Source organism: Salinibacterium sp. NYA9b (assembly GCF_976973725.1).
In genome coordinates this window covers 1,620,325-1,634,079 of the sequence record NZ_OZ333476.1, presented here as the reverse complement: position 1 = coordinate 1,634,079, position 13,755 = coordinate 1,620,325, and the positions used below count along the sequence as shown (strand labels likewise).

The following is a 13,755-nucleotide window of genomic DNA, read 5'->3' as shown; positions in this document are numbered from 1 at the left end:
TGCGATCCTGCACTGCTCTGTCAAGAAAGCTGAGTCAAATAGGTGGCAAGAACAACCCCTGTGAAAAACGCGTGGCGAGCCATCGTCTGGCTCACAGCACTCACGGTGGGGCTCGCCGTTTTGATCGGTGCTGGCTCCATGTTCGGTGCGGCCTCCTGGGCCCCGAAACTTGCGCTTGACCTTGAGGGCGGAACGCAAATCGTTCTCGCTCCTCAGCTCGAGAGTGGTCAGACGGTCACTGGCGAGCAGCTGACACAGGCTGTGTCGATCATTCGTGATCGGGTCGACGCCAGTGGTGTTGCCGAGGCAGAGGTCACCACTCAAGGTGCTAGCAACGTAGTGGTCTCGATCCCAGGCGTTCCTGACGAAGAGACGCTGAAGCGCATCCAATCGTCGGCAAAGCTCGAGTTCCGTCCGGTTCTGTACACGGATGTTGCGGCAACGTCGACGGCGACCGAAACTCCGGAGCCTACCGACACCGCTACACCTGATGGTGAAACTGCGACGCCGACTCCTGAGCCGACGCTCGCGACGACCCCAACGGCAGCACCTACCGATGCCAGCGACCTCAATTGGATTACTGAGGCGTTGTTCGATGAATTCACTAACTTTGACTGCGCTTCGCTGGATAACTTCAGCGTCGCGCCGGCGGGCGAAGCCCTCATCACGTGTGATTCCGATGGGCTGTACAAGTACATCCTCGGCCCGGTCGAAGTCGAAGGAAGCACGATCACCGACGCCTCGAGCGGACTTGTCACGAGCTCGCAGGGCATCAGCACTGGCCAGTGGGGCGTCTTCCCGACGTTCAACGCTGAAGGAACTGCGGATGTCGCTGAAATGACGACTCGCCTCTTCGGTTTCGATGAGACCGACCCGCGCAACCGGTTCGGCATCGTTCTCGATGGTCAAGTGATATCGGCCCCGACTACGCAGGGTGTCATCACCGGTGGAAACCCGCAGATTTCGGGCAGCTTCACTCAAGAGACTGCTGAGATTCTGGCTGACCAGCTCAAGTTCGGTGCACTGCCGATCGGGTTCGAAGTTCAGAGCAGCGAGAATATTTCCGCAACTCTGGGTAGCAACCAGTTGAACTCCGGATTGATCGCTGGGCTAATCGGTCTTCTGCTCGTTGTTATCTACTCACTCTTCCAATATCGACTTCTCGGTTTGGTGACGGTTGCATCGCTTATTGTCGCCGGCGTACTCACGTACTTGGTCATCGCGTACCTGTCGTGGCGTCATGGCTATCGCCTCTCACTCGCTGGCGTTGCGGGTCTCATCGTGGCTATTGGTTTCACAGCGGACTCGTTCATCGTCTACTTCGAGCGGATTCGCGATGAGCTCCGTGACGGACGTTCACTCACTGGTGCGGTAGAGGCCGGCTGGAAGCGCGCATTGCGCACGATCTTTGCCGCCAAGGCTGTCAACCTGCTCTCTGCGGTTGTGCTCTTCGTTCTTGCCGTGGGCAACGTTCGAGGCTTCGCACTCACGCTGGGAATTACGACGGTAATTGACGTACTCGTTGTGGTGCTGTTCACCCACCCGGTTCTTCAATTGCTCGCAACCACCCGGTTCTTCTCGAGTGGTCACCGTTTGAGCGGACTCGACCCCAATGCGCTCGGTGCGATCTATCGCGGACGAGCACAGTTCCGCACTCCGGCCCCCTCGAAGAACAAGACAGGCGCAAGCCGCGAAGCTGCGCGTCGACAGACTATTGCTGAACGTAAAGCTGCTGAGCTGGCAGGTACTGCCTCTGATGCCAGTTCAGATGGAAAGGACTCCTGATGGCTAGCTTCTCTAAGTTCGGCAACGACCTCTACACCGGCGACGTATCGATCAACTTCATCGGCCGCCGCAAAGTTTGGTACACGCTGGCCGCGGTATTGCTCGCCGTTTCCATCGTCGTACCGGCGCTGCGTGGCGGATATGTCTTCGGCATCGAGTTCACCGGTGGATCACAGTTCCAAATTGACTCGGTTGAGCAGCTTTCGGACCCAGATGTTAACGCTGAGGCCCAGACGCTGGCCACAGACACTGTTATCGATGTTGTAGCGGAAGCTGATCCCAAGGTCACCGTCGTCGGGACGAACTCGCTCCGTATTCAGACGGAGCAGCTTGAGACCGACGAGTCCAACGCCGTGCGTGACGCTCTTGCTAACGCGTTCGATGTCGAAAATGACCTAGTGGCGGCATCCTTCGTTGGCCCCTCGTGGGGCGCCGACATCACGAGTTCAGCCCTTCGTGCACTCATCGTCTTCATCGCCCTCGCCGCGATCATGATGGCAATTTACTTCCGTACCTGGAAGATGTCGATCGCCGCAATGATCGCATTGCTCCACGACATCGTGATCACCGCTGGTGTATACGGAGTCTTCGGTTTCGAAATCACTCCATCGGCGGTGATCGGATTCCTGACGATCCTAGGTTTCTCGCTGTATGACACGGTCGTTGTGTTCGACAAGATTCGAGAGAACACGTCGGAAGACGGCTCTGAATCGCGTCGCACGTTCGCGGAATCAGTGAACCTCGCGGTGAACCAGACTCTCGTTCGTTCGATCAATACCGGTGTCGTCGCGGCTCTGCCCGTCGCTGCCATCCTGTTCATCGGTGCTTACGTGCTTGGCGCAGGAACACTGCGCGACATCGCTCTGGCGTTGTTCATCGGTATTGTCGTCGGCACATATTCCACGATCTTTATCGCTGCTCCGCTCTATGCCCAGTTCCGCCAGAACGAGCCAGCGATCCTTAGCCGCACCAAGCGACTGACCGCTGCCCGCGCTGCAGACAAGGGCGGCAAGTAGCCACTGTGGGCGCACGAACGGTTGTTCGTGCGCAAGCAAAAACGCTGGTTGGTTGCGGTCGTGAACTTCTTGCTCTCGAACGCGTCCTAGAATCGATCTAGGAGGGAGCGGAATGAGCGATTCGCAGCAGTCATCAGCTTCTTTTCGCGCGCTTCTTCCGCGTCTGTTTTCGCGAGCTCAACCGGCGGGTTCGGTCGAGAAGCTTCTGCGCACCGTCAAGGCGAGTCACCCCAAGGCAAACCTTGCTCTGATCGAGCGCGCGTATGCCGCAGCATTTCGGGCGCACGACGGCCAGAAGCGCAAGAGCGGTGAGCCGTACATCACTCACCCGATTGCCGTTGCGCAGATTCTTGCGGAGCTCGGCATCGGTGAGAAGACGATTGCCGCGGCGCTGCTGCATGACACGGTAGAAGACACCGCCTATTCTCTCGACGAGCTTCGCCTCGAGTTCGGCGATGAGATCGCCATGCTCGTCGACGGCGTCACCAAGCTCGACAAGGTGAAATACGGCGACAGCGCTCAGGCGGAAACAGTTCGCAAGATGATCGTCGCGATGTCGAAAGACATTCGCGTGCTGGTAATCAAGCTTGCTGACCGCCTCCACAACGCCCGTACGTGGGGCTTTGTTCCTCGGGAGTCTGCCTCGCGCAAGGCGCAGGAGACCCTGGAAATTTACGCTCCTCTCGCCCACAGGCTCGGTATTCAGGCGATGAAGACCGAGCTTGAAGATCTGTCGTTCGCGGTGTTGCACCCGAAGATCTATGTCGAGATCGAAAGCCTGGTCTCAAAGCGAACCCCGCAACGTGACGAATTTGTCAAGCAGGTTATCGCGTCGGTGAAAGACGACCTCAGAACGTCGCGGATCAAGGGAACCGTCGCCGGCAGGCCCAAGCAGTATTACTCGATCTATCAGAAGATGATTCTGCGGGGTCGGGAGTTCGACGAGATTTATGATCTGGTCGGTATTCGCGTGCTCGTAAACTCGGTACGCGATTGCTACGCCGTGCTCGGATCGATCCACGCTCGCTGGAATCCGATTCCTGGTCGCTTCAAGGATTACATCGCAACTCCCAAGTTCAACCTGTATCAGTCACTTCACACCACAGTCATCGGACCTGATGGTCGTGCCGTCGAGATCCAAATTCGAACGAACGAGATGCACCACCGTGCTGAGTTTGGTGTTGCTGCACACTGGAAGTACAAGGACCGTGCCGCTGGTAAGGCGATTGAGTCAGGCCCGGCAGACAATGACATGGCGTGGTTAGCCCACATCACTGACTGGCAGGCAGAGACCTCTGATCCCAGTGAGTTCCTCGAGTCGCTGCGCTTCGAAATTGGCGCGAAAGAGGTGTACGTCTTCACTCCTCAGGGCAAGGTAATCGGCCTGCCTGCTGGCGCTACCCCTGTCGACTTTGCCTACGCAGTGCATACGGAAATCGGTCACCGCACCATGGGCGCCAAGGTCAATGCCCGTCTGGTTCCGCTTGAGACGGTACTCAACAGCGGGGACTCCGTCGAAGTCTTCACATCGAAGAGTCCCGATGCGGCACCGAGCCAGGACTGGCTTGGGTTCGTCAAGAGCACGCGAGCGCGCAACAAGATCCGTGCCTGGTTCACAAAAGAACGCCGAGACGAGGCCATCGAGCAAGGCAAAGATGCCATTGCTCGAGCGATGCGCAAGCAGAACATGCCCCTTCAAAAACTCATGAGCCAAGAGTCTTTTGCCGAGCTCGCTGCGAACATGCGCTACGAAGACGTATCCGCGCTCTATGCGGCTGTTGGCGAAGGGCACATTTCCACTCAGTCAGTGATTGAGAAGCTTGTTGGCTCTCTGAGCGCTGGAACCGAAGAAGACGACGGCGAGCTCACCTTCCCTGCTGCGGGCAAACTGCGTCCCTACAAGCATTCAGACTCAGGCATCCTAGTGCGAGGCGCGCCGGATATTCTGGTGAAGCTTGCACGCTGCTGTACTCCCGTTCCCGGCGATGACGTCGTCGGCTTCGTTACTCGTGGAGCTGGCGTTTCGGTTCACCGCGCTGATTGCAAGAACGTGCAGTCGCTTCTCGATGAGCCCGAGCGCATGATCGAAGTGGAGTGGGCTCCTACGTCTAAGAGTTTGTTCCTCGTTCAAATCCAGGTTGAAGCTCTCGACCGTGCTGGACTGCTCTCTGACATCACCAAGGTGCTCAGTGAGACCCATGTCAACATACTTTCGGCTACCGTCAACACGTCGACTGCGCGCCTCGCGATTAGCAAGTTTGTTTTTGAGATGGGCGACACGACTCACCTCGACCGTGTGCTCAACGCCGTACGGCGCGTAGACGCTGTCTACGACGTCTATCGGGTCAATAGCGGCTAGCTGGCAGAGGTGAGCGCTGCGGGAGACTGTAGCGCTGCTAAGCGCGCGAGGGCGATTCGCTTTTGTGGCAAGTTTCGGCGCGCGTTGAGCGAATCGACGCACTGACCGTAGTCGAGTTTGCCCTCGGCCATGAGCACTCTGACTGCAGCCTCTTCTCGGGCTCCAAATGGGTCGCTAAAGCGGACGAGGTCAAAAACCGTGCGCAATCGAGACGTGACGCTAACGCCCGACACCGTGTCGATGTCATCATCGGTGATGACGACTTCCCGGAGCACCGCATTCAGGCTTGGATGTGGTCGCGTTCGGGCGCCAATGGCTACGCACAACTGGTGGCGAGCCGGGGGATTGAGGGCAGCGCCCCACACCCAGGCGGCTGTCATCCGTTCGGCAATTATGCGGGCATCCAAGACGACGCCGAGCGCACGGGCGCGTAAATGAATGGTGTCGAATTCATCGATCGGGCAGAAGCACTGGTCAAGAGCGAACAGTTCACCGTCGAGTGCGGCGCATTGGAGTTCCGCTAGCGGCAAATCGATCGCGCTGAGCACTGGGGGGAGTCGTGGTGTCATGCGTCTATCGTGCGGTCGCGAGCAACCGCACGAAGACAACATCAGCGATTCAGTGGAGAACTAATCACCTGTGGACAACGACCTACTTGAGAGCGCCCAACCATGCCTTGCGGGCATCGAGCGCATCTTGGGCTGAGGCGATCTTCTTTGCATTGCCCGTGGCCTGGGCTTCCGCCAGTTCTGCCTCAAGCTTTGCGATCGCTTCGTTGAGTTGACCTAGGAAGCCTTCTGAGCGTTCTTGACGCTCAGGGTTGTTCTTGTGCCAGTGGTCCTCGTCGAGCTTGCGCACGGCAGTCTCGACCTTGCGGAGGCGTTCCTCAGCGGTCTTGATCTTGTCGCGGGGAACTTTGCCAATCTCATCCCAGCGCTTCTGAATCGAAAAAAGAGCCTTCTTGGCTTGCGCACGATCAGTTGCAGTGAGCAGCGGCTCGGCTTCGTCGAGCAGCGCTTTCTTCAACTCCCAGTTTGCGGTGAACTCGACGTTGTCGTGAGCATCAACTTCTGACTTAGCGGCGTAGAGCACGTCGCCGGCCTGCTTGAACTTCGCCCAGAGAGCGTCGTCAAACTTCTTGCCCGCGCGGCCAGCGGCCTTCCAGCTATCGAGCAATCGACGGTAGGTGTGGATGCCCTCGGCACCCTGCGCGGCAAGAGCCTCTGCTTCGTCGACAAGAGCTTGCTTGTCTGCGCGCGCCTTCTTGTGCGCGGAATCTAGTTCGGCGAAGAAGGCACGGCGGTGGGTGTCGATTGTGCTGCGCGCCGCACGGAATCGCTTCCACAATTCGTTCGCTTCGCTCTTGGGAAGGCGAGGACCGTCAGTCTGATGGGCTTTCCAGCGCGCAAAGATGTCGTCCATCTGAGCCGTGACTTGCTTCCACTGCGCTTTGGCCGGATCGCCAGCAGCGAGCGTCTCTGCCTCAACAACGAGTGCGTTGCGGGCAGCAATTGCCTCCGTGAGTGCAGCTTTCGCTTCTTCGCTTTGCTGTTCTGTGAGCTTCGATACGGAACCGCCAAGCGCCTGCACTCGCGTAAGCAGTGCTGCGAGGTCGCCGACAGCGTTCGCTGTGGCAATCGACTCGTTGAGTGCTGTAACAGCCTTCGCAACGTCAGAGGCGGGAGCGCCGTTCTTGACCCGCTGTTCAAGCAACGTCACTTGCCCAGCAAGTTCGTGATACTTGCGGGTGAAGTAGGCCAATGCCTCTTCGGGAGTTCCGTCAGGGTACTGGCCGACGGCACGTTCGCCGTCCGCCTCGCGGACGAATACGGTGCCTGTCTCGTCGACGCGGCCCCACTCGTTCTGGTTCTCTGTAGCCAATTACTTCACCTTGCTGCTTATGCCGGAAGTTGCTGCCGGGTTACCCAAGCTTAGGACAACCGTACTCACGGTCGCTGACGCTGTTATTGGATCGTGAAGCCCGTGATGCTTGTGGCAGTCACCAGGGCCCCATCTTGGGCATCGCCAACGATGCCGCCAGCGACGATCTCCGATTGGAGAGCGTCGAGTCCAGAGGTGACCTGACCGACGATGCTGTAGCCGCCGGCCGTGTCATCAGGAATGATCGCATCGTCAAAGACGATGAAGAATTGACGGCCATTCGAGAAAGCGTTGTCGCCCGTTCGTGCCATCGCGATGGTGCCTGCGGGGTAGAAGCCGCCGACTCCGGAGTTTTCAACGGGGCCGTAGGCATAGTCGGGGTCGCTCGCGCCGGTGCCGTCCAGCGAACCGCACTGAATCAATCCTGCGTTATCGGTGACGACCAGCCGGTGGCAGACGGTGCCAACGTAGTATTCGGATGCCGCGGAGTCGACCAGAGAAGCCACGGCTTGTGGTGCCGCTGCGCCGTCGAGCTCAATGCCGAGTGCGACATCGTTGAGAGTAAGTTCCCCAGACCACGTGCGGGCTTCGGCGAGAGCAAGATCCGGAACATCCCCGACATTGCCGGGTTCGGTGGCTTCGGCCTCCGGAGTGAAGGACGGCGCAGGCTCTGGAGTTCCCGGCCCTGCCGAGAAGTAGAAGACCTGAGCCGTAGCTACGAGCGCGATGATGACAAGACCGACGCCCACGGCGAGAACGTTGTCACGCTTGCGGCGAGCCACGGTCTGTTCATGCACTGACGCACGCGCAGTGTAGAGGCGCAGTCGTTCCCGAGCTTCTCGTTGCTCGCGGGAATGCTTCTTGCTGGATGCCACCATTACTCCTTGAAGAATCGCGGACGTCGCCGCTGTCGTAGGAACGCCACAATGAACCTTACGGTCTCCCGGGAATCTCAACCAAACGCCACGACGCCCGAACGTAATGAAGGTGCACTGTGCCGACGGTCAGTGCGGGCGATTACGATTGAGCTATGGATGCTTCCGCAACTCTGCACAGCGGAGCAACACCTCTTGCCGTGCGCATGCGGCCGCTGACTCTCGACGAGATCGTCGGTCAAAAACATTTGCTGCAGCGCGGGTCGCCGCTGATGAGCCTCGCAAACGATGCCGAAGGCAGCCATGGTTCGGCATCCATTATTTTGTGGGGCCCGCCTGGCACCGGTAAGACCACAATCGCTAAGGCGATCGCACGGGGGTCTCAACGAAAGTTTGTAGAGCTTTCTGCGGTCACCGCCGGCGTGAAGGATGTGCGTCAGACCATGGAAGAGGCGCTGACTGCCCGCGATCTTTATGGTGTGTCTACGGTTCTGTTCCTCGATGAGATTCACCGTTTCACTAAGGCACAACAGGATGCGTTGCTTCCTGGGGTAGAAAACGGCTGGGTCATTCTGATTGCGGCGACGACAGAGAATCCGTCGTTCTCCGTGATTTCACCGCTATTGTCGCGGTCCCTGTTGCTGACGCTCAACCCGCTTGACGACAACGATCTGGGGGACTTGGTCGATCGCGCGGTCTCAGACCCCCGAGGGCTTCGGGATGCGGTGGTGCTGGAGCCTGAAGCGCGCGCACTCCTCATCCGACTGTCATCCGGAGATGCGCGCCGGGTGCTGACTGCGCTCGAAGCCTCCGCTGTTTCTGCATCGAATGACGAAGACGCAGCAACTCCAGCGCTAGTGAAGGCAGAACATGTCGCGAATGCTGTTGATCGCGCCCTATTGCGTTACGACAGAAACGGTGATGAACACTACGACGTGATCAGCGCCTTCATTAAGTCTGTGCGTGGTTCTGACGTTGATGCCGCGCTCCATTACTTGGCACGCATGATCGAAGCGGGGGAGGATCCCCGTTTCATTGCGCGGCGCGTGATTATTAGCGCAGCGGAAGACGTGGGTGTTGCCGACCCTCAAGCGCTCGTCATTGCCGTAGCGGCCGCCGATGCGGTGCAGCTCATCGGAATGCCCGAAGGCCGCATCCCGCTGGCCGAAGCTGTTGTTTATCTGGCGACAGCCCCGAAATCGAATGCTGCCTATTCCGCTTTGGATGCCGCGATAGCCGATGTGCGTGCAGGCAAGATTGGCCGGGTGCCCAAGCCGCTTCGCGATGCTCACTATCCGGGTGCCAAACGTCTCGGCCACGGAAAGGGGTATCGCTACTCTCACGATTCTGAGTTTGGAGTGGTGAAGCAGGAGTACCTTCCCGATGTCTTGAAAGGCACCGAGTATTACACTCCGACGAACAACGGCAACGAGCGCGAAGTGTCTGCCCGTCTCGCGAAACTGCGAGAGATTATTCGCGGCGAATAGCTGCCTCAACTCGCTCTCTGGCTCGGTGTGGCGAGTCGTGGCCTGCAGGGTGCTGCCGTGATAGAGTTACACGTCCCAACGATACGGTTTCGGCGCGCGGCTGCAATGAAATCGAATATCGCGGAACACCGGTCTGTAGCCGACCAGGTTCCCTAGGGTCATCCCTCTACTTCGTCTGGTGTGTTGTGTACGCGCGTTCGCGTGCGAGTGATCGCCAGATTGTTCTTACTTGAATCAATCGAAAAGGATCCTGTGTCTACTAAGTCACGTACCCGTAGCAAGACTCGCCTGTCGCGCGCGTTGGGCATTGCCCTCACGCCGAAGGCTGCCAAGTACCTCGAAAAGCGCCCCTATGCTCCCGGTGAGCACGGCCGCACCAAGCGCAAGCAGGACAGTGACTATGCTGTTCGTCTTCGCGAGAAGCAGCGTCTGCGTGCCCAGTACGGCATTCGTGAAGCTCAGCTGAAGATTCAGTTCGAGGAAGCTCGCAAGACCGCTGGTCTGACCGGTGAGAACCTGGTTGAGCAGCTCGAAATGCGTCTCGACGCTCTGCTCGTTCGTTCGGCAATCGCTCGCACGACCGCACAGGCTCGTCAGATGATCGTTCACCGCCACATCTTGGTTGATGGCCAGCTCGTCGACCGTCCCTCGTTCCGCGTTAAGCCGGGACAGCTCATGCACGTCAAGGCTCGCAGCGAAGGCATGGAAATCTTCCAGGTCGCCGCAGCTGGCGGACACGTGGATGTTCTTCCTAAGACTCCTGGTTACCTCGAAGTTGAAATCGACAAGCTGCAGGCACGTCTCGTACGTCGCCCCAAGCGCGCCGAGGTTCCCGTGACCTGTGAAGTTCAGCTCGTTGTTGAGTACTACGCAGCACGCTAACTACTGAAAGAAAGGGCCGGAGCTTTTGCTCCGGCCCTTTCTTGGTTTACGGCGGAGTTCGGCACGATTGTCGAATAGCGTGTACTTGTACCTTTTCTTCAGATTGACGGGAGTAGCCATGACTGGTGGAGATATCGCAGGGCTCATTGCAGCCGGAGTGTTCGCAGTGCTGGTGGCATTGCTCGCTGTTCCTCTTCTCAAGCTGGGGAAGGTCTTTGACGAAACCAGCACCGCCATCCGTGGGGTGAGCGATAACCTCGATCCCATGCTGACGGAAGCCACGACAACGATTTCGGAAACTAACCGTCAAATCGCGCGCGTGGACGCCATCACTCGCAATGTGGAAGAAACGACGGGCAACATTTCTGCCCTCGTCGCCCTCGGCGCGGCCACCGTTGGCGGCCCGTTGATTAAGATCGCAGGCTTCAGCGCCGGAGTTCGGGCCGCTGTCCTGAGCCTTCGCCCCAAGCGCCGTCGCTGAGGCGTCGAAACCGCCTAAGCTAATACGGTTCGTGTTACCCCCAATCTGAAGGAGAAATCATGAAAGGCGCAGTCCTTTTCGTCGTTGGAATTGCCGTTGGGTTCGTGGCAGCACACCAAGTCGCAAAAACGCCAGAGGGAAAGCAGTTTTTCTCCGACGTTGACAGCAAAGCACGTGAGTTCACGAGTGCTGTTGTCGATGGCTATCGCGAACGCGAAGCAGAGCTTCGTGACGCCGTAGCGGATGTCGAAGAAGCAGTAGCTGACTTCTCTCAGCGTTCTAAGTAAGACCATCAGGGCCCTTGGGCCGCATCATTGAGTTCCCGGGGATCCCCATGCAAACCGCAGAAATCCAAAAACGTTGGCTGACCTATTTTGGTGAGCGTGGCCACACGATCGTTCCATCCGCATCGCTTGTCAGTGATGATCCGACACTGCTCTTTACTGTCGCCGGAATGGTTCCGTTCGTCCCCTATCTGACTGGGCTGGTCCCGGCTCCGTACGACCGTGCTACCAGCGTGCAGAAGTGCATCCGTACCCTCGACATCGAAGAGGTCGGCAAGACGCCACGCCACGGCACGTTCTTCCAGATGAATGGCAACTTCTCGTTCGGAGATTATTTCAAGAAGGAAGCTATCCAGTTCGCATGGGAATTCCTGACGCTGCCAGAAGATGAGGGCGGACTCGGTTTTCGACCTGATGACCTCTGGGTCACCGTGTACGAAGATGACGACGACGCTGTTGCATTCTGGAAAGAGACAGCAGGACTGCCGGATGAGCGCATCCAGCGACTCGGCATGGACAGCAACTATTGGTCGACCGGGCAGCCGGGGCCAGCTGGACCGTGTTCGGAGATCTTCTTCGACCGTGGCCCCGCTTATGGTGCAGATGGTGGCCCCGCCACCGATGACGACCGTTACGTCGAAATCTGGAACCTCGTCTTCATGCAGTACTTGCGTGGCGAGGGCAAGGGCAAAGACTTCTCGATCCTTGGTGAACTTCCGAAGCAAAATATCGACACTGGTATGGGGCTTGAGCGCGTCGCGTTCCTCAAGCAGGGCGTCGAGAACATGTACGAGATCGACCAGGTTCGCCCTGTCCTTGACAAGGCGGCGGAGCTCGCCGGTCGCACTTACGGCGCCGACCACGAAGCTGATGTTCGGCTGCGTGTAGTCGCTGACCACGTGCGTTCGAGCCTCATGCTGATCTCGGATGGCGTGACTCCCGGCAACGAAGGCCGCGGCTATGTGCTGCGTCGTCTGCTCCGTCGCACCGTGCGCGCGATGCGACTGTTGGGCGTTGAAGGCACCACGTTCGCAGAGCTCTTCCCGGCATCCCGCGATGCCATGAAGGCGGCGTATCCCGAGGTGGAGAAAGACTACGATCGCATCTCGCGGATCGTGCTCGCTGAAGAAGACGTCTTCATGCGCACCCTCGCGAGCGGCACCACAATTCTCGACACTGCAGTAGAGAACACGAAGAAGTCAGGCGCGACTGAGCTGCCGAGCGACACCGCATTCTTGTTGCATGACACCTTCGGATTCCCCATCGACCTCACTCTGGAGATGGCTGCTGAAGCGGGGTTGAGCGTCAATCGCGATGCTTTCGACACCCTGATGAAGCAGCAGCGTGATCGCGCAAAGGCGGATGCCGGCTCAAAGAAGCAGTTCTTGGCAGACCTTTCTGTTTACGGTGCGTTCCGTGCTCTCGGCGAAACGACGTTCACCGGCTACGACACCCTGGAAACCGAGTCCAGCGTGATCGGCATCATCGTTGACGGCGTCTCAGTGAGCCGGGCCACGACCGGGCAGACGGCTGAAGTCATCCTTGCCGAGACTTCGTTGTACGCCGAGTCTGGTGGACAAGAAGCGGATGCCGGTGCCATCGTGGGCGCCAGTTTCCACCTTGAAGTTCTCGATGTGCAGCGCCCGGTTAAGGGCCTCATCAGTCACAAGGTCACCGTCACAGCCGGCGAGGTCGGAGTCGGAGATCCTGCTTCTGCGCTTGTTGACGCTGAATGGCGTCGCGGGGCGACTCAAGCTCACTCGGCTACCCACGTCATCCACGCAGCATTGCGTCAGATCTTGGGCGATGACGCTCACCAGTCTGGTTCCTACAACAAGGCCGGCTATATGCGCCTTGACTTCTCTTGGTCGCAAGCGCTGTCGGTTGAGACGAAGACCGAGATCGAAGAGGTTGCCAACACTGCAGTGCGCGACAACCTCGAGGTCTCGACGCGCATCATGGCCTTGGACGATGCCAAGGGGCTCGGCGCTATGGCGCTGTTCGGAGAGAAGTACGGCGACACAGTGCGCGTTGTCGAAATCGGCGGACCCTGGTCGCTCGAACTCTGTGCAGGAACCCACGTTGCACGGTCATCCGAAATCGGACTGATCTCGCTGGTAGGGGAGTCGTCCGTTGGTTCGGCCAACCGGCGAATCGAATCTCTCGTAGGGCTCAATGCATTCCGCAACTTCGCGACGGAACGCGCGATCGTGTCTGAACTGACGACGAATCTGAAGACTCCGCGCGAACAGCTTCCTGACCGTATCGCCGAACTGCTGGCCAATCTGAAAGCGGCTGAGCGCAAAATTGCTCAGCTGGAGGCCGGTCAGCTGTCGCAGCGTGTTCCTGCGCTCGTGGAGACCGCTCGTGTTGCCGGATCTGTGACTGCTGTCATTGAGAATGTTGGCGAGTTGGCTTCGACCGACGATCTGCGCGGTCTTGTTCAGTCGGTGCGCGAACGGTTGGGTGCAGAGTCGGCAGTAGTCGCCCTCGCGGCCACCATCGGTGACAAGCCTGCTGTGATCGTCGCAACCAACGAGGCCTCACGGGCGCACGGCTTCAAGGCGGGCGAACTGGCCAAGGCTGCTGCTGGCGTGCTCGGCGGTGGCGGGGGTGGAAAGCCAGATATTGCTCAAGGTGGCGGTGCACACCCCGCGGCTATTCCGGATGCCCTCGCTCTCATTCTGTCGAGACTGTCGGCGTAA

General features: G+C 58.7%; 11 protein-coding genes. 8 read left to right on the top strand and 3 right to left on the bottom strand.

Annotated elements, in window-relative coordinates; translation table 11 throughout:
* Positions 1-42: 42 nt before the first annotated feature.
* From secD to ACWFSR_RS07790, 3 genes are all read left to right on the top strand, one after another.
* Positions 43-1,785, top strand: a complete 1,743-nt coding sequence (gene secD / locus ACWFSR_RS07800; RefSeq protein ID WP_197105715.1) for a protein translocase subunit SecD — start codon at positions 43-45, stop codon at positions 1,783-1,785.
* The gene (gene secF, locus ACWFSR_RS07795; RefSeq protein ID WP_197105714.1) at positions 1,785-2,801 is read left to right on the top strand and encodes a protein translocase subunit SecF; all 1,017 of its coding nucleotides are present in this window, start codon (positions 1,785-1,787) and stop codon (positions 2,799-2,801) included. Before secD ends, secF begins: the two co-directional genes overlap by 1 nt.
* A gap of 112 nt (positions 2,802-2,913) precedes the next feature.
* Complete coding sequence (locus ACWFSR_RS07790) at positions 2,914-5,160, top strand: RelA/SpoT family protein (RefSeq protein ID WP_197105713.1); 2,247 nt, start codon at positions 2,914-2,916, stop codon at positions 5,158-5,160.
* On the opposite strand, the gene ACWFSR_RS07785 is transcribed toward ACWFSR_RS07790, so the two are convergent.
* From ACWFSR_RS07785 to ACWFSR_RS07775, 3 genes are all read right to left on the bottom strand, one after another.
* On the bottom strand, positions 5,157-5,729 hold the full coding sequence (locus ACWFSR_RS07785) for a hypothetical protein (RefSeq protein WP_447522135.1): 573 nt from the start codon (positions 5,727-5,729) through the stop codon (positions 5,157-5,159). The genes ACWFSR_RS07790 and ACWFSR_RS07785 overlap by 4 nt on opposite strands.
* Positions 5,730-5,811: 82 nt before the next feature.
* On the bottom strand, positions 5,812-7,041 hold the full coding sequence (locus ACWFSR_RS07780; RefSeq protein ID WP_197105711.1) for a DUF349 domain-containing protein: 1,230 nt from the start codon (positions 7,039-7,041) through the stop codon (positions 5,812-5,814).
* A gap of 83 nt (positions 7,042-7,124) precedes the next feature.
* Complete coding sequence (locus ACWFSR_RS07775) at positions 7,125-7,919, bottom strand: peptidylprolyl isomerase (protein ID WP_447522134.1); 795 nt, start codon at positions 7,917-7,919, stop codon at positions 7,125-7,127.
* A gap of 152 nt (positions 7,920-8,071) precedes the next feature.
* On the opposite strand from ACWFSR_RS07775, the gene ACWFSR_RS07770 reads away from it, so the two are divergent.
* The 5 genes from ACWFSR_RS07770 to alaS all read left to right on the top strand — a co-directional run bounded on the left by ACWFSR_RS07770 (position 8,072) and on the right by alaS (position 13,755).
* Complete coding sequence (locus tag ACWFSR_RS07770; RefSeq protein ID WP_447522133.1) at positions 8,072-9,403, top strand: replication-associated recombination protein A; 1,332 nt, start codon at positions 8,072-8,074, stop codon at positions 9,401-9,403.
* Between the two features lie 252 nt (positions 9,404-9,655).
* A complete protein-coding gene (gene rpsD, locus ACWFSR_RS07765; protein WP_010202678.1) occupies positions 9,656-10,285 on the top strand; it encodes a 30S ribosomal protein S4 in 630 nt (209 codons plus the stop codon).
* A 118-nt stretch (positions 10,286-10,403) separates the two neighbouring features.
* Positions 10,404-10,766: a DUF948 domain-containing protein gene (locus ACWFSR_RS07760; protein ID WP_197105708.1), complete on the top strand. Its 363-nt coding sequence runs from the start codon at positions 10,404-10,406 to the stop codon at positions 10,764-10,766.
* A 59-nt stretch (positions 10,767-10,825) separates the two neighbouring features.
* Entirely contained in the window at positions 10,826-11,053 is a 228-nt protein-coding gene (locus tag ACWFSR_RS07755; protein ID WP_197105707.1) for a hypothetical protein, read from the top strand.
* Between the two features lie 47 nt (positions 11,054-11,100).
* Positions 11,101-13,755, top strand: a complete 2,655-nt coding sequence (gene alaS, locus ACWFSR_RS07750) for an alanine--tRNA ligase (RefSeq protein WP_197105706.1) — start codon at positions 11,101-11,103, stop codon at positions 13,753-13,755.

Bases quoted from the DNA above. Each gene is read 5' to 3' on its own strand.
- ACWFSR_RS07770 (WP_447522133.1), top strand. From the start codon at position 8,072: ATGGATGCTTCCGCAACTCTGCACAGCGGAGCAACACCTCTTGCCGTG.
- alaS (WP_197105706.1), top strand. From the start codon at position 11,101: ATGCAAACCGCAGAAATCCAAAAACGTTGGCTGACCTATTTTGGTGAG.
- secF (WP_197105714.1), top strand. From the start codon at position 1,785: ATGGCTAGCTTCTCTAAGTTCGGCAACGACCTCTACACCGGCGACGTA.
- ACWFSR_RS07760 (WP_197105708.1), top strand. From the start codon at position 10,404: ATGACTGGTGGAGATATCGCAGGGCTCATTGCAGCCGGAGTGTTCGCA.
- ACWFSR_RS07790 (WP_197105713.1), top strand. From the start codon at position 2,914: ATGAGCGATTCGCAGCAGTCATCAGCTTCTTTTCGCGCGCTTCTTCCG.
- ACWFSR_RS07785 (WP_447522135.1), bottom strand. From the start codon at position 5,729: ATGACACCACGACTCCCCCCAGTGCTCAGCGCGATCGATTTGCCGCTA.
- ACWFSR_RS07755 (WP_197105707.1), top strand. From the start codon at position 10,826: ATGAAAGGCGCAGTCCTTTTCGTCGTTGGAATTGCCGTTGGGTTCGTG.
- ACWFSR_RS07775 (WP_447522134.1), bottom strand. From the start codon at position 7,919: ATGGTGGCATCCAGCAAGAAGCATTCCCGCGAGCAACGAGAAGCTCGG.